Genomic DNA, 21,578 nt, shown 5'->3' on the forward strand with positions numbered 1-21,578 from the left:
CGCGCTCATGGCCGGCGGCCATCGGGAGATTGGCGATGGAATCGTTGATCGCCAAACTCGGCCTGGCGCTTGCCATTGGGTTGCTGGTTGGCCTGGAGCGAGGCTGGCGCGAGCGTGACGCACCGGACGGCGCACGGACAGCCGGCATTCGCACTTACGCTATCACGGGACTGCTGGGTGGCCTGTTCGCCGCGCTCGCTCGCAGCCTCGAGGCGCCCTCGCTGCTGATCGCAGGCCTCCTCGCCTTCACTGCGGTGTTCGCCTGGTACAAGAGTCGCGAAGCCATCCACGATGCAGACTTTAGTGTGACTGGCGTCGTCGCCGGGATAGGTGTCTTTGTGCTCGGCGCGCTGGCGGTTGTCGGCGATCAGCGCGCCGCCGCCGCAAGCGGCACGGCGCTCGCGGTCCTTCTCGCCAGCCGCGATCTTCTTCACGGGCTGCTGAGACGTATCTCCTGGTTGGAGCTGCGTGCCTCGCTGGTGCTCGCGGTGATGACGGCGATCGTCCTTCCGCTCCTTCCGTCGCAGGCGATTGATCCCTGGGGCGGCTTCAACCCGCGGCAGGTCTGGATCTTCGCAGTTCTTACCGCCGCGATCTCGTTTCTCGGCTACATCGCCGTACGTGTCCTCGGCACTACGCGTGGCGCCCTGCTCGGCGGATTGGCGGGCGCAGTCGTCTCGTCCACCGCTGTCACCCTTGCGCTGGCGCGCACGGCAGCCGCAGGCGGCAATCCATGGCCCCTTGCAGGAGCCGCTACGCTCGCTGCCGCCGTCTCCGTGCTACGCGTCACCGGCATTGTCGCCATTGTCGCACCCTCGGTTCTGGGAGTCGTGGGCCTTGCCATTCTGTCTGCAGTCGCCGGCTTGGCGGTTTGTGGCGGCCTTTACCTCACGCGCGGTCGCTTGGCTGGCGACGGTGACAGCTCCCTTCGAAATCCTTTTGAGCTCGGGGCGCTGCTGATCTTCGCGATGCTGTTCGCCACAGTCTCGACCATCAGCGCGGCGGCCGCCTCGGGCCAATCGGCAGGGATGGTAGTGACCTCGGCGGTCTCCGGCATCTTCGATATCGACGTTGCGGTTCTGAGCGCCCTGCGGCTTCTCGGATCGTCAGCCGATACGGAGGCGGTGGGCCATGCCGTCTTGATCGCGCTCGCGACTAACGCCGCAGGGCGCCTTGTCGTTGCCGCCGCCACTGGGCCCATCCGCTTTTGGCTTCCGCTCTTGGGGGCCTCCGTCGTAGCGGGCGCTGCCGGATTTGCGGCCTTTTTTGCGCTGCCTCACTTCACTTGGCCAGGAGCGACACTGATCCTCGGCTGATGCTCTAGCGGCACTGAACGCTCCCGCGTGATCACGTCAGGGCGCGGAGGGTCTTCTTGCGCCACATCAGCGCCAGCAGATAGACGGACATAACTGCGCCGTCGGCGTTGTAGACATTGTGCGATCTGACAAAAGCGTTGGTCTGCAGCTCACTGTGGCGCTTCATCGATGGCGCCGCGCGTGCGTCGCGGCTTCGCGACCTCCCCTTGCTCAAGATCCGCGAGTATTGGGCAGTCGGGCCGATGGTCTCCCGAGCAGCTCGAAGCCAGATGCTGCAGCGTCGCCGCCATTCCCTCCATCGCATGGATCCGGCGGCGCAGGTCGGCGATGCGTGCGAGCGCGATTCGCTTTACATCGGCGCTCTGTCGACTGCGGTCTCGCCAGAGCTGCAGCAGCTCCTCGATCTCTACTATCGAGAAGCCGAGATCGCGCGCGCGTCGCACGAAACGAAGCATGTGGACATCATTCGCCGAATAGTCGCGATAGCCCCCCGCCGTCCTGCCCGCCTTGGGGATCAGGCCACTCTGCTCATAGTACCGGATCATCTTGGCGCTCACGCCTGAAGCGCGCGCCGCGTCGCCGATGTTCACGCCGCGCTCCTTTCGAAGCTCACAGATGAGAGTGGCGCTCGTACTGCATCAGCAGTCGCCGACACATGCGCACCAGTAGCGGTCCGTGGCCGAAAGCGCCGGAGTCGCAATGCGTTGCCTAACACAAAGACGCTCGAAAGTGCCATCGCGCCCGCGGCGAGCACCGGCGACAGTAGGATGCCGGCCACCGGATAGAGCACACCGGCCGCGATCGGAATGAGCAGGACATTATAGGCGAACGCCCAGAACAGATTCTGGCGGATATTGTCTATGGTGGCTTTAGATAGCGCGAAGGCGTCCGCGACGCCCTTGATGCTGCCGGACATCAACACCACGTCGGCCGCCTCGATCGCGATATCGGTGCCGGTGCCGACCGCGAGGCCGACATCCGCCTCCGCCAGCGCCGGCGCATCATTGATGCCATCGCCAACGAAGGCCAACCGACCATAGGCTTGCTTGAGGCGACGGACCGCTTCGACCTTGCCTTCCGGCGGCACTTCCGCGACGACCTCGTCGATGCCGAGCTGGCGGGCGATGGCGCCGGCGGTGCGAGCATTGTCGCCGGTGATCATCGCGACCTTCAGCCCGAGACCATGCAAGGCTGCGATCGCATCGGGGCTCGAGGCTTTGATGGGATCGGCAACCGCGATGATCGCGGCCAGTTTGCCACCGATCGCGGCATAGAGCGGTGACTTGCCCTCGTCGGCGAGCCGGCTGGCGGTCGCCGCAAACGATGCGACATCGAGGCCCAGCGATCGCATATAGCGGTCGGCGCCGATCTCGACAGGCGTGCCACCCGCCTCCGCCGAGACGCCAAAGCCGGTGATCGACTCAAACCTGCTGACCTCCGGCAGGCGAAGCTCCTCATTCGTTGCCGCGTCCACGATCGCCCGCGCGATCGGATGCTCGGACTTCGCCTCCACAGCGGCGACGAGCGCCAACGCGTTGCCGCGATCGAATCCCTCGGCGACGTCGAGATCGGTGAGAACGGGGCGGCCCTCCGTCACCGTTCCGGTCTTGTCGATCGCGACTACCCGGGCGTCCTTCAGCAATTGTAACGCTTCGCCCTTACGGAAGAGCACGCCCATCTCGGCGCCGCGGCCGGTGCCGACCATGATCGAGGTCGGTGTGGCGAGCCCCATGGCGCAGGGGCAAGCGATGATGAGCACGGCGACCGCGTTGACGACGGCGAAGTTGAGCGCGGGATCCGGCCCGAAGATGAGCCAGATCGCGAATGTCGCCGCCGCCACGGCCATGACCGCCGGCACGAACCACATCGTCACCCGGTCCACCAAAGCCTGGATGGGCAGCTTCGAGCTTTGCGCCTCTTCGACCATGCGGATGATCTGCGCGAGCACGGTCGCGTTGCCGATGGCGGTCGCCCGAACGCTCAGCGCGCCTTTCTGGTTGACGGTTCCGCCAACGACGGCGCGTCCTGCTTCCTTGGCCACCGGGATCGGTTCGCCGGTGATCATCGATTCATCGATGTAGCTCTCGCCCTGCAGCACTTCGCCGTCGATCGGCACGCGCTCGCCGGGCCGGACTTCGACGACGTCACCCGCCACCACCTCGCCAATGTCGAGGTCGAGAACGCTGTCGCCGCGCCGGACATGCGCGATCCTCGGCTGCAAGCCGACTAGGCGCTTGATTGCCGCGGACGTCCGACCCTTGGCGCGTACCTCAAGAAAGCGACCGAGCAGGATCAAGGTCACGATCACTGCGGCGGCTTCGTAATAGACGTTGACGGTGCCGGGCGGCAGGAGCTGCGGCGCAAAGGTAGCGACGAGCGAATAAAGATAGGCCGCAAGCGTGCCGACGGCGACGAGCGAGCTCATATCGGGGGCCAGGCGCAGCAGCGCCGGCAGGCCCTTCGTGTAGAACCGACGTCCGGGGACGAACAGAACTAGCGTGGTCAGTGCGAATTGGATGTACCAGCTCGCCTGCATGCCGACGGTCCGCATGATCAGATCGTGGATCACCGGAACGAGGTGCGAGCCCATCTCCAGTACGACAATGGGCGCGCTGAGCAGCGCTGCGACGGCGAGATCGCGCTTCAAGCCGGCGGTCTCCGCCTCCTTGTGAGCGGCCGTCGCCGCATCGGGCGCCCCGGCGCTCACCACTCGCGCGTCGTAGCCGGCATTCTCAACGGCCTTGATGAGCAGAGCCGCGTCAATCGATCCCTCGACGGTCGCGCGCTCGGTGGCAAGGTTCACCCGTGCCGCAACGACGCCGGGAGTAGATGCAAGCGCGCGCTCGACCCGCGCAACGCAGGATGCGCAGGTCATGCCTTCGATGGCCAGCTCCGTCCGGGTCGCCGGAACGGTGTAGCCGGCATCCTTGACAGCGGCGACCAAGTCCCCATAGGCGATCGGGCCGAAGCCCGTCACCTCCGCCTGCTCCGTCGCGAGGTTGACGCTGGCGCTTTTGACACCTGGCACCGATTTCAGCGCCTTTTCCACGCGTCCCACGCAGGACGCGCAGTTCATACCTGCGACAGGCAGGATGACCGCGTTTCGGGCGTCGGAGCTGTTTCTGATCGGCGCGTTCATGGCGATGTTCTTTCGCAACTGATGTTCATCTGAAGCGAAAGGTGGGGCTTCCAGCCGTGGGAAGGTCAAGGCCAAAAAAAAAGATCTCACTACCTCTTGACCTTCCCACGCTGGAAACCGCCATCTGGATGGGCATGAGAGACATGAGAGACAAGAGGAGATCCTCATGCAGTTCCACATCAAGAACATGACCTGCGGCGGCTGCGCCCGAAGCGTCACCAAGGCGATCCAGAGCGTGGACGCCCAGGCAAAGGTGACCATCGATACAAAGGCCCGGAAGGTAGACGTGGCCTCTCAGCGCCCGCGCGCCGACTTCGAAGCGGCGTTGCAGCGCGCCGGCTACACTGCGGCGGCCGCTGCCTGAGTTCGCGAATGGCGCAGGCCAAGTGATAGTTGGCCTGCGCCATTCCTCTGTCTGCCATCTATCTGTGGGCGGTAGCTCTGGCTCCGGGAGAGAGAGACTTTCTCGGAACCTGATGATCATCAGCCGGTTCCGCGACGGCGCGAGGCGGCCGCTTGCACGAAACGTTTGTTGCTGCTGCGCGTTTCTTCTCTTGCGCCGGCAGAACCTAGTAGAACTCGACCAAGAGGTAGTGGCTCAATGAAGGAAGCATCTCATAGTCATCAACAACAGAGCCATTCCCGCGGGTACGCATATGCGATGCTCGGCTTGAACATGCTGCTTAGCCTGATGGTCATGTACCTCGTAATGTACACGATGATCGATGACTGGGGCGACTATCGTAATAACCTGAACATGCTCTACATGGCACTCACCATGTGGGCACCGATGGGCATCTTGATGATGGCGACAATGGCCGGAATGTATCGTGATACCCGCACGAATATGGCCCTCTACTTTGTCTTCGCCTTACTCACCCTCGGCTCGCTCTGGGCGACTCGGAGTCAAGCGCTGATCGATGACCGCCAGTTCATCCAATCTATGATACCGCACCATTCGGGTGCGATCTTGATGTGCCGTGAAGCCAAACTTCGGGATCCAGAGTTGGTCAAACTCTGTCAGGAAATCTCGCAGGGGCAGCGGCGTGAGATCGAGCAGATGAACACGATCGCTGCACGCCTCCGCTAGCGAGCGGCCGGTTCTCCGGGTCCGTCAAGATGTTCCTGTCGGTCAGACAGCTACCGTACAAGGTCAGCTCGAATCGTCGCCTGCTCGTGTCGTGCTCAGTGCGGATCTGCATTCCCTGCAGTTAAGAAATTGCCGGCGAGAAACTTTTAACGGGGCGTGACGCTGCTAGGTTCGGTTACATCCGGTTGCCGAGCATTGATCGCCGTGCCGACCGAACCCGGGTACAGAGGTTTGCCCAGGTACAGAGGTTTAACGGCACGTGAGCGATAACTCGCAAGCTAGTGGCCGCGCGTGTGGTGCATGTCGGGCACGTGCGGATGTTTGTGCTTCAACCGCTCATGCCGGTCCCAGTGTGTATGAGGCTCGCCCGGAGCGGCAAGCGGGGCAGAGCGACAGGCCGCGTACCGGCGGAGACACCTCGGCGAGATCGACAGTGCGCGCTTGAACATGATTGTCTCGACCGCAGCAAAGCGTGCGCTCGAGAGGTTGGCGACGCGTTACGCAGTAACGCAACGAGAGATGTTGCAGAGAACAGTCGAGGAGGCGGAGCGGACAGCCACCTGCGATCTCTCAAGTTCCGAGCTGCGCCGTTACTATGGGGCGACACGTTGAGGGCTTGCTGTACTCACTCTCGCGCATCCCCGCTGCCGCGTCACTTAATGGCAGTGGTACCTGGCACGGACCTCAATGTGCGTGTGCGGCCCAAACGAAAATAGCGCTTAGATCGTCGCGGATAATGGCCGACTATCGACACCATCCATCAATGCCCATGAGTATGATGCATGTCGGGAACGTGCGGATGAGTATGGCTCAGCCGCTTGTGCCGGTGGCGGTGTGAGTGCGGCTCGCCCGGCGGATCGTCGACAGAATGCTCGTGCCGATGGTGTTCGTCGTGAACATGCAGGTGCTCGTGCTCCAACGGCTCATGCACGTGCTCATGCTCGTGCATCTCCGTGACATGCAGCCAAACTCCTATGGCCATAAGCGCCCCCGCAGCCGCGAATTGAATCGTCAGCGGCTCACTTAGAACGATGACCGAGACGACTGCGCCGAGAAATGGTGCGGTCGAGAAGTATGCGCCTGTGCGCGCCGTTCCCAGATATCTTAGAGCTCGGACGAACAGCGCCAAGCTGATGCCGTACCCGATGAAGCCGACGATGCCGGCGACGACCGAGGCACTGAGTGTGGGGAGGCTGCTGCCGATCGCCAGTCCGAGTAGCAGGTTGACCGGGCCGGCCACGAGCCCCTTGATTTGGACAATCTGTAGCGGATCGGCGAGCGACACTTTTCGCGTGAGGTTATTGTCGATACCCCACGCCAGACATGCTCCCACGATGAGAAGCGGCCCGAGCAGGCTGGAAGCCGAGGGCCCACCCGACCACGCCAGGACGATGGCTCCGCTGACAAGGAACGCCATGCCAACGGCGATGCGCCGATCGAAGCTCTCGCGAAACACAAACCAAGCCAGCAGCGCCGTCGCAACCCCTTCGAGGGTCAAGAGAAGTGAGGCGGTCGACGCGTCTGTTCGTGAAAGCCCTGCCATCAGGAGCACTGGCCCGGCTACACCGCCAGCTGCGATCGCTCCGGCAAGCCACGGTAAGTCGTGTCTCTGCAATGGCGCTTCCGCAAGACCGGCATTAGGGAACGCATAACGGGTGACGTGCCGCAACAGACCGACGCCGATACCGGCGCCGCAGTAAAGCAACCCGGCGAGAACGGCAGGATCGATCGTTCCGAGAAGCAGCTTCGCAGCAGGTGTCGACACGCCGAAGAGGGCAGCCGAGATCAGAGCAAGGACGACAGCATGATGGTTCATAGGGTAAGGCTAACCACTCTTTGCGGCATCGACCAGCCGCATAGGATGGAGGCAATCGAAACGCACATATGCCGGACTGGCTCATTGTTCTGCTAGCCCAAGCACAGGGCGGTATCATGCGCGGCTTAGCCAACGAAGTGCGTGCAGGCGGCGTTGGCGGCTTGGGCTTAGCATTTGCTCTTGGAGCACTTCACGCGCTCACGCCAGGCCATGGGAAGGCGGCGTTGGTTGCATATTTTCTCGGCCGCGAGGGCAGCCTTGCGACCGGCTTGCGCGTCGCCTTATCGGCTTCCTTGCTCCATGTCGTGTCCGGCTTCCTTGCTTTTCTGGCGCTGACGTTTGTCATCGGGCAGCGCGTGTCGCTGTCGGGACGCAGTTCGCCGTGGTTCACAATCTTCGGCTATGGCCTGATCGTATTTGCTGGGCTGATTATGCTGTGGCAGAGCCTCCGACATAGTCACGAGCATCACCATCACCACACCGGCGCCATCACCCTTGGCATTGGCCTCCTCCCGTGCCCGCTAACCATTTCCGTTCTTGGGTTTGCCTGGATCCAGGGAACTCCGGTGATGGTGGTGCTGGTTCTCATCTCGCTTACGCTTGGTATCGCAACCACAATCGGCCTCGTTGCCGTAACTGCGATCGCATCGAGGCGGTTGGCCGGCGCGGCTGTAGCTAAGCGCGTTCACGGCCTCGAACGGTGGGCGCGCGTGCTTCAGGGGCTTGCCGGAGCGGCCATCGTCTTCATCGGATTTTACACATTGATCAACGCTTTAGCTTGAAATATCAGCAGCATCCCGTCTTGTCTTGGACGCTTTTGGGAGCCCACCCCCTCATCCGCATGATTTGACGATGGCCACGGGCTCTGCCATTTACACGCAGATGGAGGCAAAGAGTTTGCTCGCTGCGCCACGATACAAGGGTTGGCAATTTCTCACCACGCTGCGGCCGGTGATCGCAATCCTTTTGGTCGCGCTCATGGCTGGCAATGCCATCGCAGGCTCATTTTCCGGGATCGTGCATAGCCATGCGGTGGAGGATGGCGGTCTCCACCATCTTCACGACAGCAGCTACCACCATCATGATCACAATGGAGGTGCACGTCCAGCCGCCGATATGAATGGCGACGGTGCGTCAAATGCAGACGCAAGCGGAGATCAGGGCAAACTCCACGAGCATGGACCGATTATTGCGCTCGGACTGACCTCTACCCCTGCGTTTAATGTCCCGGCTTCGCGAGCCACTTGGGCACTGCCAAGTCCGGATTCTCTCGTATTGGATCGACGTTTGGCTTCCGATCGACCTCCCAGAGCGGCGTGAACAGGCGCGTAAGCGCCAATTCACGTTTTTTCCGCCACTCTGAGCAGGTCTACGGCCATGTCTCCTATCGCGAGGCCCGTTCTCGGGCCATCGGAGCGCGCCCTGCGCGCACCTGCCCTGACACTATTGCTAACTCTGACGCCTGCTTCGGCAGCCCTCGCCGGATCGAACCGCGGATCGGTCTGGATTGTAGCAAACGAGCCGTTATGGGCGCTGCTCAACTTCAACGCTGCAATCGCGCTCTCACCGGAACCAAGCTTCTACTTTAACCGTGGGATCGCGCGCGAACGGCTTGGCACCCGCCAGCGCGCCATGGACGACTATACAGAAGCCATTCGCCTAGGGTCGGACTTCGCCTTTGCCTATCACAGCCGCGGCGTCGAGCTCGAGCAGCAGGACAGTCGCGCGGAAGCAACAGCCGACTTTGAGCACGCGCTGAAGACAGATCCGCGCCTGGCGCCATCGCGACAGGCGCTCCAACGCCTTAATCCCCCCTAATCAACACACCCCGGCGACGGCGCGGCACACCCTTCCTCGCGTGCCGACATCCGCCCGCGCTCAGAGCTCACACTTCACAGTACGCGTAGCTGAAAGGCCAACAATGCCAACTCTTCATCCACTCCTGACCAAAGTGTTCCAAGGCCCACTCGATCTCAACGGCCCCGTGCTCGGTCGACTGTTTTATTTATTCGAGTATGCACGATCCTATGTTGAAGAGCGCTGGGAGGCCTTCGATGCCCGCTTCGGCACCGATACGTCGGCGCCGACCTTTGAGCGCAATCAAAAGACTTCGGTACACTTTTACGTCCCGACGACGGCATCCGTGATCTACGAGATTCTCAATTCCCTTGCGCTGCAGCCGGGCAAGTTCACGTTCGTCGACATGGGATCGGGCAAGGGCCGAGCAGTACTGATCGCGTCGGAATTTCCTTTCAAGAAGGTCGTCGGCATCGAGCTTTCAGAGCAGCTCCACCGCACAGCTGAGCAGAATGTTGAGCGCTTCAGACCGGCGTCTCAGAGGTGCACCGCATTCGACCTAAGGTGCATGGATGCACTTGAATATTCGTACGGGGACGAACCACTCGTCCTTTTTCTCTTCGATCCGTTCGGGCGCGAGATCCTGAGGGAAGTTATCGCCAATCTTGAAGCGTCGCTGAGATCGACACCCCGGGAGGCCTTCCTCGTCTACGTGTATCCGCAGTACGAGGACGTATTGAAGAGCTCTCCGCTTCTTCGCAAGATGAAGGTTGGCGGACCAAAGTGGCAGCCGTGGAGCCAGTACGTAGTCTATGTCGCATCTGCAGCTGATCGCACACACGAACTTCGTCGCGAGGAGGAGGCGATTGTGTGACTATGCGGGGAGGTGGGCGTGGTCGGAGTCAACATCGAGATTGCTGCTATGGCGTTCTCTCGGCGCCCACTTCCTGTGTCCGGTTCTAATGGACGCGAGGATTGCGGAGACCAGAGGTTTCCATGGCCCAGCCGGAAAAAGGATAAACCGAACTCACGTTGATCTCGCAAAACACATAGCGTCATCTGCAACGCCTTCGATCGTATCGCTATCGGTGTGGCGCGGCTTACTCAGCGGCAGTCTTCCGGCGTTCTGACCGTCAGCACGTCACCAGACTTCAAGGCCGATCGATGGTGAAGCAGCGCGACAGGGCATTCATCTCTGCGACATCAGCAATTCCTTGTCTCTATAGGCCCGCGACCGGTGTCAATGCCAGGTTGAGGCAGAGCGCCCGGCCCAGCGGGGACGCAGCTGCGCTATTCTCAGGAGTAGCCCTTTCGGTGATGGCTAATCCTCGCGAGCAAGCGTTGTTGCCTGCAATGATTGTTCATCATATGTTCTTGGACGCTCATTCCGTTATCGGCCGCCTATTTGAGAGGCCGCTTCATGGACTTTCTGACGCTTGAGACCCTTCGATCCGGTCATCCCGCTTGGCGGCTGCTCCGTGCGGACCTCGCTCCGCTCGTCGCGAGTTTTCTCCATCGCGTGTTCTTGAAGCCGAATGTCCGGCAAATGCTGGAGTCTGACCTAGTACGTCATCTCGAGGATGATCTTTTTAGACTGCGCCGCGAGCTTGGCGAGGATCGCTTTCCGCGTGACGCACGTGCCTATCTCGATGAGTGGGCTTCCGACAAGCAAGGGTGGTTGCGCAAGCGCTACGTCGCCGGCAGTGACGAAGCGCAATTCGATATCACGCCGGCTGCGGAAGCCGCACTGACGTGGTTGTCAAGCCTAGGCACGCGCACATTCATCAGCACCGAGTCCCGTCTGCGAACCGTTTTTGATCTCTTGCGCGACCTGATCACTGACACCGAGCCGGATCGCGAGGCCCGCACGGCAGGCTTGCGGCGCCGACGAGCAGAGATCGACGCCGAAATCGCTCGTCTGGCGGCCGGCCATGTGCCGGTGCTGGACGATGCGTCCGTTCGCGATCGTTTCCATCTGATCGTCGAGACAGCTCAGAGTCTGCTGTCCGACTTCCGTGCCGTAGAGCACAACTTCCGCACCCTCGATCGAGATGCTCGCATCAAGATCTCGGCCTGGGAGGGAAGCAAGGGCGAGCTTCTCGAGCGCATTCTCGGGGACCGGGACGCCATTGCGGACAGTGATCAGGGGCGCAGCTTCCGGGCATTCTACGATCTGCTGATGTCGACAGACCGGCAGGATGAGCTTACGCAGCTTCTTGAGCGCATGTTGGCGCTCGATCCGGTCAGGGTTTTGAAGCCAGACCGGCGCATCAAGCGGGTGCATTTCGACTGGCTGACAGCGGCGGAAGCCACACAGCGGACAGTTGCCAAGCTCTCCAGTGAGCTGCGCCGCTACCTTGATGACAAGACTTGGCTCGAGAACCGCCGCATCATCCGGCTTTTACGCGATATCGAGGCCCGCGCGGTTGAGATCAGCGATTGCCCTCCAGCCGGAGATTTCATGGAGATCGACGACGTGGCTCCGGAGATTGTATTGCCAATGGACCGGCCTCTGTTTTCGCCGCCGCTCAAGCCGGATCTTGATGACAGTATTCCGGCCGCAGATGCTGACATCTCGGCGGACGCTCTTTTCGATCTGGTCCATGTCGACAAGAGCCGGCTTCAGGCGCAGATCTGGCGCTCGCTGCAGCGGCGTGACCAGGTCTCGCTCTCGGACATAGTTGCCGAGCATCCGCTGGAGCTTGGACTGTCCGAGCTTGTCGCCTACCTGTCGATCGCTTCGGAGGATCCCAACAGCATCATCGACGACCAATCGAAGACCCACATCGACTGGGTCGACGACGAAGGAACGGCGCGGCGCGCGACCATGCCGCGTGTCATATTCGTAAGAGCCGGCGAGGTCAGATCCGACGAGCATGAGGTGCGCGGATGAGCGATAGCGACGCAAAGGGCGCGCGGGATGCGTTGCCGATCGTGCTGATTGCACTGATGAGAGGCGTGGTCGAGCGTGAGGCGTCGCCAGCCGTGTGGCAGGCCCTAATGCAATCCACCTCGAGGATCCGCGACCATGTTGCCGTCATCGGGCTAGAGCTCGTGCTCGATGAGGCCGAGGGCTTTGGGTATCTTCGGCAGCGCCCCGAGGTTGAGGGCGAGGATCCCCTTCCGCGTCTCGTGCCACGCCGGCAGCTCAGCTACTCGGTGAGCCTGCTGCTGGCACTCCTGCGCCGTCGCCTCGCGGAGACGGACGCCAGCAACGGCGACACCCAGCTCGTTCTGACGCGCGATGAGATCCACGATCTCGTTCGCCATTTCTCGCGACAGACGAGCAATGAGGCGAAACAGGCCGACAAGCTCGATCGGGATATCGACAGGATCGTCGAGCTCGGTTTTTTGCGTGCGATCAAACGCGGCGGGGACACGTTCGAGATTCGCCGTGTGCTGGCGGCTTTCGTCAATGCCCAATGGCTGAGCGAGTTTGACCAGAGGCTGGTCGCCTACGCCGCTCACGCCAGATCGAAGCAGGAAATGGCGGAGGACGCATGAACGAGCTGGATGACTTGTTGGCGCCCGAACCGCCGGCCGACATCGGCCCGAGCGGGGAGACGGCACGGCAGCAACAGCCGTTGGCGCATCCGGGAGTGCGTTTGATGTCCATCGAGGTCTTAAATTGGGGCACTTTCCATAAGCACGTATGGCGGCTCGATCTCATGGGCGGCAACGGGCTCCTCACCGGCCAGAATGGCGCCGGCAAATCGACGCTGGTTGATGCGATCACGACGTTGCTCGTACCGGCACACCGGATCAACTACAACAAGGCTGGTCAGGCTGATCGCGACGAGCGTGATCTGCGCTCGTATGTGCTCGGCACATATAAGAGCGAGCGCGCCGTGACTGGCGGCGCCAAGCCGGTCTCATTGCGCACGACCGGCTCGACCTATGCCGTTATTCTCGGGCGGTTTCACAACGCGGGCTTCGATGAGACGACGACCCTTGCCCAAGTGTTCTGGTTCAGGGAGCAGCACGGACAGCCGGCGCGCTTCTATGTGGTCGCAGAGGGTGCGCTTTCGATTCAGGAGCACTTCAGCGGGTTCGGCCGGGATATCGGCGCGCTCAGGAAGCGTTTGCGGAAACAGCCGGGCACCGAAGTCTACGAGAGCTACCCATCCTATGGCGCCGACTTTCGCCGTCGCTTCGGCATTGCTGGAGAGCAGGCGATCGATCTGTTCCTGCAGACCGTCTCGATGAAGACGGTCGGCGACCTTACCGGCTTCGTGCGCAGTCACATGCTGGAGCCGTTTCCGGTCGAAGTCCGCATCAAGGATATGATTCGCCATTTCGATGATTTGACGCGCGCGCACGGCGAGGTCGTGAAGGCGCGTGATCAGATCGAGCAGCTCACGCCCATCGTCGCCGATTGCGATCGGCATGCCGAGATCGCGCAGCACGTTGCACGGATGACCGACGCCCGGCACGCGCTGAAGGCCTATATGGCGGCGGATTTGTGCGCCCTGATCGACGAGCGCGTTGCATCGCTCGATAGTGATCTGGCGCGTCTGGCGCAGCGCATTGCGGGCCTTCGCGTCAAGGAAGGCGAGAACGAGCAGGCGCGGCTAGCATTGGAACGCGACATCAATGCCAATGGTGGGGAACGCCTCGGCCAGATCGAGCTTGAGATCAGGCAGAAGATGGTCACCCGCGATGACCGCAGGCGTCGCGCAAACGCGTACGGTGAGCTTGCTGCAACGTGCGGCATCGTCGTTCCAAAGTCGCCGGAACAGTTCGCCGATAGTCTCGCAGATGCCCGCAGGCAGCTTCTGGCCATACGGGAGGAGGAGAGCGAGCTGCAAAACCGCCGTGTCGAGCAAGGCATGGCACTGAAGAGCGAGCGCGAGCTTCACGACAAGCACATCGCCGAGATCGCTTCACTCAAGCAACGGCGCTCCAATTTGCCGGCGCCGATGATCGCGCTGCGCGAACGGCTGTGCCAGGAGGTCGGCGTCGCGACGGACACCATGCCTTTCGCCGGTGAGCTGATCGAGGTGCGCAAGGAGGCGGCCGACTGGGAGGGTACCGCCGAGCGATTGCTGCACAGCTTCGCCATGACGTTGCTGGTTCCGGAGCGGCTCTACGATACGGTCGCCGCCTGGGTGGACCGCACGCACATCGCCGCGCGGCTCGTATACTTTCGTGTCCTGGAGGATGTGCCGGCTCAACGAGCACGGCGAGATCCCAAGGCACTGTCAGAGAAGCTGCGGCTCAAGGATGATACGCCGCTCTATCTTTGGCTGCAGCGCGAGATCGACCGCCGCTTCAACCACATCTGCTGCAACAGCATCGAGGAGTTTCGCCGGGAGCCGACGGCCGTCACACGCAGTGGGCAAATCAAGACGGGCGGGTACCGGCACGAGAAAGATGATCGTCATCGCATTGATGATCGCACGCGTTATGTCCTCGGATGGTCGAACACGGCGAAAATCGCGGCGCTCGAAGCCAAGGTAAACGTCATGCAATCAGCGATCCAAGCCCTTGCGGACGAGGTCGCGGGCGTGTTGATCAGGATCAGGGCGCTGACGGATCAGAGCGGGCAATTTGAGAAGCTCAGCGCCTACGAGAGCTTCTCCGATATCGACTGGACTTCGGTCGCGCTCGATATCGACGCTCTCGAAGAGGATCGGCGTGCCTTGACCGAAGGATCGGACATTCTTAAGGCGCTCCGTGCCCGCCAGCAGGATGCCGCAGATGAAAGTCGCGATCTCAGATCGAAGCTTGAAACCGCGACGAATGAGGAGGCCAGGCTCTCGGAGCGGCGTGACGAGCTGCAGCGACGGCGCGCCGCGGCCGAGGCAGACATTTCGAATGTGTCCGACGAGCAGCTGGCGCAAGCTCGTCCCACGCTCGATCCGTTGCGCGCCGAGGTCCTTGGCCAGCAGAAGCTCACCATAGAGAACTGCAATAGCCGGGAAAGCGATGTCCGCAAGGCGCTTCAGGACCGCATCGATACGCGGCAGGCGAGCTTACGTGCGCTTGGAGAGCGCCTGGTGCGGACCATGCGCGATTATGGCAATCGGTATCAGGAAGAGACGCGCGACGTCGATGCGTCGGTGGATGCTGCGGACGAATACCGCAGGATGCTGACATCATTGCGTGAGGAAGGCTTGCCTCATTTTGAGGCGCGGTTCAAGGCGCTGCTCAACGAGAATGCGATACGTGAGGTCGCCGGCTTTCAGTCCAAGCTGAGGGAGGAGGAGCGCACAATCCGCGACCGGATCGAGACGATCAACGCCTCGCTGTGCGACATTGACTATCACGACGGCACCTATATCTCCGTCGAGCCGACGTCTACCCTTGATGCGGAGATCCGTGAGTTCCAGCAGGACTTGCGAAAGTGCACGGAGAACACTCTGACGGGCAGTGAGGACAACGCATACGCCGAAGCAAAATTTCTGGAGGTGAAGCGCGTCATTGAGCGGTTCCGCGGGCGTGACACGCTGACGGAGCTCGATCAAAGATGGACCCGGAAGGTCACGGACGTTCGCAACTGGTTTGAGTTTTCGGCATCTGAGCGTTGGCGTAGCGATAACAGTGAGCGGGAGCACTACTCCGACTCAGGCGGCAAGTCAGGCGGCCAGAAGGAGAAGCTTGCCTACACGATCCTGGCGGCGAGCCTTGCCTACCAGTTCGGTCTCGACAAGGGCGCCGAGCGGTCACGCGCGTTCCATTTCGTCATGATCGACGAGGCGTTTGGCCGGGGTTCCGATGAGGCCGCCGAGTTTGGCCTCACTCTGTTTCAGAAGATGGGCTTGCAGCTGCTAATTGCGACGCCTCTACAGAAAATCCATGTCATCGAGCCGCATGTGGCGGCGGTCGGTTTCGTGCACAACGAGGACGGCAAGCACTCGTTACTGCGTAACATGACGATCGAGGAGTATCGCGAGGAGAAGAAGAGCAGGGCTGCGTCTGCCAAACACGCCTCCTCAGCGTGACGGCGCTATGACGACCTGGACCACACCGGCAGATATTCGCGCAGAGGTTGAGCGCTTATGGAGCCGCGGACTACTGTTGGGATGCATCCTGCAGGATCTTGCGGGGCCAAGTGCCGTATTCTCTTCCGCGCCTCCAGACGATGCCTCGATACGTGTTTCACCACCCGTTGTTTTTCCTTACCGGTTGCGACTGCGTGCTCCCCTGGCCAGCGAACTCGGGTCGAGCTTCGAGGCGGTCCGTGACTGGATCAAATCACTCGATGTGGCGTCGAGGACCGCGACTGGATCAGGCTTCGATATCCGGTGGCAGGACATCAACACCCGCGAACTGGGCCGCAATCGATTGCCGTCTCATCTGATCCTGCCGTCGCTCGATGACGCCCTGGCCATCGTCGAACGGCGTGTGGACGTCGACCGCTTTGCGGAGCTCGCAAAAACCACGCTCGCCCGTTTTCCGATGCTTTTTGGGTGGATCGCGCGCAAGCCGCTGACGCTCCTGGCGCACGATGCAGAGTGGGCACGGATCCTCGATGTGGTCGCCTGGTTCGTCGCCCATCCGAGAGCTGGGCTTTACGTACGGCAGATCGATGTCCCCGGCGTTGACACCAAGTTCATCGAGGGACGCAAAGCCCTTCTCGGCGAGCTACTCGATATCGTTCTGCCGAACAATGCCATCGAGCGGTCGGCCACTGGTGCTCATCAGTTCGAGCTGCGCTATGGGCTGGCGGCTAAACCTGCACTCATCCGGTTCCGCCTAATTGATCCCAATTTGGCGATTGCCGGTCTTACGGATGTGTCCGTGCCAGTATCTGAATTCGCGAGCTCAGACATCGCCGTGCGCCGCGTCTTTATCGTCGAGAACGAGGTGACGGCGCTCGCCTTTCCCGAGGTCCCGGAAAGCCTCGTCATCTTCGGCGGAGGCTACGGGGTGGAGCGGCTTGCGGCGGCCCGATGGCTCGGCTCGCGGAGCGTGACCTATTGGGGCGACATCGACACCCACGGCTTTGCCATCCTCGACCGCTTGCGCGCACTCGTTCCGCAGGCCCGATCGCTGCTGATGGATCGAGAGACTTTGTTGGCGTATCGCGCGCTGTGGACGTTCGAGAGTGCGTCGCATCACGCCGACCTACGCCACCTCGATAGCAGCGAGCGTGCCACTTACGACGACATCCGGCTCAATCGCTTCGGGATTGGCGTTCGACTGGAGCAGGAGCGCATTCCATATGGTCGAATCTGCTCTGCCCTCAGCCAGTATCGATAATCCGTGATCGATTGCATTTCTCTAAACGACGCAGGCCATATCGTTACTGCGTAACGAGCCCATCCGACGATGCACAGCTGCTTGATCGGTCCCTGCTATGGAACGTCGGTCGGACCCTTGCTAGCGCACTCGGCCGAGAGTAACTATCGTTACGCAGTAACGTGACGGGTAGATATATGCGTTCGAAGGCGAACAAAGGTAGGCGACGTGCGAGAGCGGCAAGCGGAGCAGAGCGACAGGCCGCGTACCGGCGAAGACACCTCGACGAGATTGACACGCTCGACAGTGCGCGCTTGAACATGATCGTCTCGACCGCGACCAAGCGTGCGCTGGAGCGGTTAGCGTTGCGTTACGCAGTAACGCAACGCGAGATGCTGCAGAGGATCGTCGAGGAGGCGGAGCGGACAGCCACCGGCGATCTCTCGAGTTCCGAACTGCGCCGTTACTATGGGGCGACAGGTTGAGAGCTTGCTGTACTCGCTCTCGCACATTCCCGCTGCTGTATCGCTTAATGGCAGTGGTGCCTGGCACCGACTGCAAAGTGCGTGTGCGGTCCGACCGAAGGTAGGCTTTAGATCGTCGCGGAGACGGCCTGCCATCGAACCCATGCAGAGAACGGGGTCATCGTCGTCCTAGCGGCATCCGGTCATAGAGTTCGAACCATCTTGGGGCTTGAGTCTGACAAGCGACGCTGCGTAGATGCCTCCGCTAGATTTGGCCGCAACGGCTAGATAGCTAAGCTACGCGTTAACAAATATGCACAGCTGCTCATTCCAGCCTACGAACCCCTTGCTGGCAAAGCGCTGAAGCCCTCTGGATCGATAATTTTTGCCATCTCGAGGTACCGGCAGAAGGCATTGGCCAGCTGGATCTGCCGTGGAGTCTTGCATTCCACTTCGAACACCGCTGGTGAGCTCACCAATACCGGGACGCACTTGGCCCGGGACGTCGCGACGTTGAAGCGGTTGAGACTGTACAGGAACTCCATGCCGCGTGGTGCATCCGTATGGCTCGATGTGGCTGTTGAGTAGATTGCGATCGCGGCCTGCTGACCCTGGAACTTGTCGACCGTGCCGACATGAGCGCCGGGCAGCCGCTGTTGGATCTCGAACACCTGCGCATTGTAGGGCGTAATGATGATGATGTCGGCAAGCGTTAGCGGCCGTTCCTTCCCGTCTTTGTCGATCCAGGTCGGTGCATCCGCAAGCACGTGATCGACCAGCAACTTGACGGCGTCGGCCTCTTCAGGCGAGCAATTCTGGTTCCCTGCATGAACAACCGGTAGATAGAAAAGCCCGGTACCGGTGAGCGGTGCGCCGCCTTTGACGCACATCTTCTTGAGCTCCTCGCGCGACCTGAGCTTGCCCTCATAGAATAGCTCGGATGTGAATGCGCAGATGTCCGGGTGCAGCCGCCAGGTCTCTGCCAGGAACAGACCTTTGTCCTCCGGAATGGTCTGCAATCCGCCGAGCAGATGATTGAGCGCCGAGACATCCGTTCCTTCCGGATGGCTGCCCTGCATGGGCTGATCGAGTTGCTGAGGATCGCCGATCAGGACAACAGTCTTCGCGCACGGCGACACTGCTAGCACATTGGCCAGCGACATCTGCGCTGCCTCATCAACGAACAGCACGTCCAGGGTATCGGCGGCATCCGGCCTTGACCAAACCCACGCTGTCGCGCCACCCACCTGCACCGCTCCGCCCAATGCGCCCAGCAAGTTCTCGTTCTTCTTGGGGAAAGAGAGCTTGTGTTGCGGTTCTTCAGACTCGGCTGCCTTGTGCGCACATTGCAGCGCGACCTTGCGCTCGTCTGAGATCTTGATCGTCTCATCGATGAGATTGCGAATGACCTTGTGACTGTTCGCGGTGATGCCAACGGTCTGACCGCGCCGCACACACTCGACAATCATGTTGGCGCCAACATAGGTTTTGCCCGCACCGGGCGGTCCCTGGATCGGCAGAATGCCACCATCGAGATGCGCACATAGCCGCAAGGCCGCATCGAGTGGCGTCTCGCCGTCCATCTTCAATGCTTCCCCGCCGACACGCGGCGCCGCCTTGAGGAGCAGATCGCGGGCCGCTTGGTATGGCCCGCTCCCAGTCAACCCGTGCTGCACGACGTATTCGCCGATGCGCACCAGGGACTCGGCCATCACCTTGGTATCGACCACATCATGGGCATACACGGCACCGGCGTGCGTGGCTGCAGTGTCCTGGCGCTTCTTGATGTCGATAGTGCGGTCTTCGAACGAGATGGCTTCGACAGAGCCGTACTTGTTGCCGCCTGTTTGGTGTAGTGGCTCTCCGCCGCGCAGATCCTTCTCTTGCGCCAAGAAACCGTAACGGTGGATCGGCGCTTTGGCGGTTCCGCCAACAGCGCCGATGAAGGTTAGGCCGGAAAGCCCGGACTTCTCATCGAAGAGATCATCCTGCGAGAGGGATCCGAGCCGGAAGTACTCCCACCACACCGCCTTCTGCTCCCGCCGATGCCAATCGAGAATATGCGCCAGCAGCCATTTGCCGCTCTGCTCTTGGCTCTGCTCGCTGCTATCGGCCGGAATATCGGCTGTGAGCGCGGTTACGAGCTTCTCGACTTTGAGCAGCCAATCAGTGATTTTCTCGTTCGGTGCACCGTCCCCTGGCGCGGGACGAGGAATGTCGGAGCCTGCGGCCAGCTGCTTGGCCCGTAGCTCCTCGAGCCAGTTTCGCAGCGCCAGTGCCGATCGGCAGTCCTCGCCGTTGTAGGCGAGCACGACCGCCTTCGTCTCCTCGGTGATGGCCGGCGCGTCTCCAAGCTCTAGATGCGCTTGCAGTCGTGCGAGCGCAGCGTTCGCATCCGCAAGCGGGGTTTGCCTCTCGAACCCGAAGAAGCATTCTAGCTGCTTGATAGAATAGCTCTCTACGCTCGCCCGCAACGCATGCCGCACGACCTGATAGAGGTCCACGAACAGCCCAGCCCGCAACATGCGGTCGATCTCTTCCTCGCGCGTGGCATAGCGGCCCATGACCCGTTTGAGCGCGCCAGGCTCGTACGGCGCGTAGTGATAGACGTGAAGATGGGGATGACGCTGCCATCGCTTTATCACGAAATCGACGAGGCGCTCGAACGCCTGCTTCTCGTCGGTGCGCGTCAGCGCCCAGTCATGATGGTGAAGAAGCTGACCTCCCTCCACGGTCACGTAGCCGAAAAGGTACTCAAGACCATGCTCGCCGACAAAGGGATCGCCTTCCAGATCAAGAAAGATGTCGCCGGCTGAAGGCTCCGGCAGGCGCGTCAAGCCAAAACGCGGCTCGATAGCCATTAGCTCGAACGCCCTCGTACCGCTCTTGCGCGCCTCCACCTGGATGCGGGCCTGCTCGCGCACGCGTGTATAGGCCTGGGCCGAGCCGCGGTCTGGCTTCCAGGGCCACGGAAGTGGAACTGACGCCAGCTTTTCCGCCGTATCGGTACCACGCGCCTTCAGCTCGTTGATCTGCAGCTTGCTGATGCCGGCCACGAGACAGAGGTGATCGTCATCTCGGCGCCGCTTGTCACACGTCTCCCACCACCGACAGATATCGCAATGTTCCTTTGGATCTGGATAGTTTACGACGGACGACTGCTCCCGCAGGGAGGCCTCGAGCCCTCGCTGCACACGCCGAAAGTAGGCGGCGTAGTCCGTGTAGCGGTAGTGGAACGGCTTGAAGTCGGTCCAGGGAGCGACGACATGCACGTATTCCGGTGTGCTGCCCTGCGCCTGCGTCAGCAGATCAGCATAGACACAGAGCTGCAGGATAGCGCCGGCCTTGGTCTCGCGCGCCAGCTTGGTATCAATCGGCTCATAGGACCAATCGCCAAACCGACTTTGTCCCACGACGCGCCTCAGTATATCGGCGCGGCCGCTCCACTTGCCATTCGCCAGCGCCCCCTGCACGATCACCGACACGCCGTGCTGCATGGCCTCGATAGTCGCCGCGATGGCCTCAGGGCCTACATCGACGCCCTCGATGCGGATCACATCGAGTTCACTCGCCTTCAGGTGCTCGACGTAGTTCTGCTCATGAATTGCACCACGCTCCCACAACACTTCCAGCAGCGGATTCCAGGATTTGGGCTTTGGACGCGCGCCTTCCGCCACGGCCCGATCGAGGTCCGGCAAATGCCGGCAGTTGAGATAGCCGACCAGATCGGTCGCGCTCAGGACGAATCCATCTTCGAAAACCCGCATGGCTG

At 61.4% G+C, this 21,578-nt stretch carries 16 protein-coding genes; 11 read left to right on the forward strand and 5 right to left on the reverse strand.

All coding sequences use genetic code 11. From position 1 onward, the window contains the following. Positions 1–35 precede the first annotated feature (35 nt). Positions 36–1,316 (forward strand): MgtC/SapB family protein, encoded by a 1,281-nt coding sequence (locus tag CS1BSM3_RS09990; protein WP_072386908.1) that lies wholly within the window; start codon positions 36–38, stop codon positions 1,314–1,316. Positions 1,317–1,347: 31 nt separating this feature from the next. On the opposite strand, the gene CS1BSM3_RS28790 is transcribed toward CS1BSM3_RS09990, so the two are convergent. From CS1BSM3_RS28790 to CS1BSM3_RS10000, 3 genes are read right to left on the reverse strand one after another with little or no spacing between them, the layout of a single operon-like run. Continuing rightward, entirely contained in the window at positions 1,348–1,482 is a 135-nt protein-coding gene (locus CS1BSM3_RS28790; protein ID WP_280174735.1) for a hypothetical protein, read from the reverse strand. Further along, the gene (gene cueR, locus CS1BSM3_RS09995) at positions 1,466–1,906 is read right to left on the reverse strand and encodes a Cu(I)-responsive transcriptional regulator (protein WP_072386909.1); all 441 of its coding nucleotides are present in this window, start codon (positions 1,904–1,906) and stop codon (positions 1,466–1,468) included. Before cueR ends, CS1BSM3_RS28790 begins: the two co-directional genes overlap by 17 nt. Further along, a complete protein-coding gene (locus CS1BSM3_RS10000) occupies positions 1,903–4,455 on the reverse strand; it encodes a heavy metal translocating P-type ATPase (RefSeq protein ID WP_072388041.1) in 2,553 nt (850 codons plus the stop codon). The genes cueR and CS1BSM3_RS10000 overlap by 4 nt, the downstream gene beginning before the upstream one ends. Positions 4,456–4,621: 166 nt before the next feature. Here CS1BSM3_RS10000 and CS1BSM3_RS10005 point away from each other — a divergent pair, with 166 nt between their 5' ends. Further along, positions 4,622–4,819, forward strand: coding sequence for a heavy-metal-associated domain-containing protein (locus tag CS1BSM3_RS10005; protein WP_072386910.1), 198 nt, complete (start codon positions 4,622–4,624; stop codon positions 4,817–4,819). 297 nt (positions 4,820–5,116) lie between these two features. Next, complete coding sequence (locus CS1BSM3_RS10010; RefSeq protein ID WP_244540513.1) at positions 5,117–5,545, forward strand: DUF305 domain-containing protein; 429 nt, start codon at positions 5,117–5,119, stop codon at positions 5,543–5,545. A 760-nt stretch (positions 5,546–6,305) separates the two neighbouring features. Here CS1BSM3_RS10010 and CS1BSM3_RS10015 read toward each other — a convergent pair. Further along, the gene (locus CS1BSM3_RS10015; RefSeq protein WP_072386912.1) at positions 6,306–7,361 is read right to left on the reverse strand and encodes a DMT family transporter; all 1,056 of its coding nucleotides are present in this window, start codon (positions 7,359–7,361) and stop codon (positions 6,306–6,308) included. Positions 7,362–7,429: 68 nt separating this feature from the next. Between CS1BSM3_RS10015 and CS1BSM3_RS10020 the strand changes: the two genes are divergently transcribed. The 8 genes from CS1BSM3_RS10020 (at position 7,430) to CS1BSM3_RS28225 (ending at position 17,827) form a co-directional block, all read left to right on the forward strand. Continuing rightward, a complete protein-coding gene (locus tag CS1BSM3_RS10020) occupies positions 7,430–8,143 on the forward strand; it encodes a HoxN/HupN/NixA family nickel/cobalt transporter (protein ID WP_072386913.1) in 714 nt (237 codons plus the stop codon). A 595-nt stretch (positions 8,144–8,738) separates the two neighbouring features. Then, a complete protein-coding gene (locus CS1BSM3_RS10025) occupies positions 8,739–9,179 on the forward strand; it encodes a tetratricopeptide repeat protein (protein ID WP_072386914.1) in 441 nt (146 codons plus the stop codon). Positions 9,180–9,282: 103 nt separating this feature from the next. After that, positions 9,283–10,032, forward strand: coding sequence for a class I SAM-dependent methyltransferase (locus tag CS1BSM3_RS10030; protein ID WP_072386915.1), 750 nt, complete (start codon positions 9,283–9,285; stop codon positions 10,030–10,032). 546 nt (positions 10,033–10,578) lie between these two features. After that, positions 10,579–12,051 carry a DUF3375 domain-containing protein gene (locus tag CS1BSM3_RS10035; protein WP_072386916.1) on the forward strand — a complete coding sequence of 491 codons (1,473 nt, stop codon included), beginning with the start codon at positions 10,579–10,581 and terminating at the stop codon, positions 12,049–12,051. Beyond that, positions 12,048–12,662: a DUF4194 domain-containing protein gene (locus CS1BSM3_RS10040; protein ID WP_072386917.1), complete on the forward strand. Its 615-nt coding sequence runs from the start codon at positions 12,048–12,050 to the stop codon at positions 12,660–12,662. The genes CS1BSM3_RS10035 and CS1BSM3_RS10040 overlap by 4 nt, the downstream gene beginning before the upstream one ends. Positions 12,663–12,766: 104 nt before the next feature. After that, entirely contained in the window at positions 12,767–16,102 is a 3,336-nt protein-coding gene (locus CS1BSM3_RS10045) for an ATP-binding protein (RefSeq protein ID WP_210188766.1), read from the forward strand. A 7-nt stretch (positions 16,103–16,109) separates the two neighbouring features. Then, positions 16,110–17,363 (forward strand): Wadjet anti-phage system protein JetD domain-containing protein, encoded by a 1,254-nt coding sequence (locus CS1BSM3_RS10050; protein WP_072386918.1) that lies wholly within the window; start codon positions 16,110–16,112, stop codon positions 17,361–17,363. Between the two features lie 293 nt (positions 17,364–17,656). Continuing rightward, positions 17,657–17,827, forward strand: coding sequence for a hypothetical protein (locus CS1BSM3_RS28225; RefSeq protein WP_174263669.1), 171 nt, complete (start codon positions 17,657–17,659; stop codon positions 17,825–17,827). A 314-nt stretch (positions 17,828–18,141) separates the two neighbouring features. Here the strand turns inward: CS1BSM3_RS28225 and CS1BSM3_RS10055 are convergent, their stop codons facing one another. After that, complete coding sequence (locus CS1BSM3_RS10055; protein WP_072386919.1) at positions 18,142–21,573, reverse strand: TM0106 family RecB-like putative nuclease; 3,432 nt, start codon at positions 21,571–21,573, stop codon at positions 18,142–18,144. Between the last annotated feature and the right edge of the window lie 5 nt (positions 21,574–21,578).

Origin of the sequence: Hyphomicrobium sp. CS1BSMeth3 (assembly GCF_900117415.1) — a bacterium.
Lineage (GTDB): Bacteria > Pseudomonadota > Alphaproteobacteria > Rhizobiales > Hyphomicrobiaceae.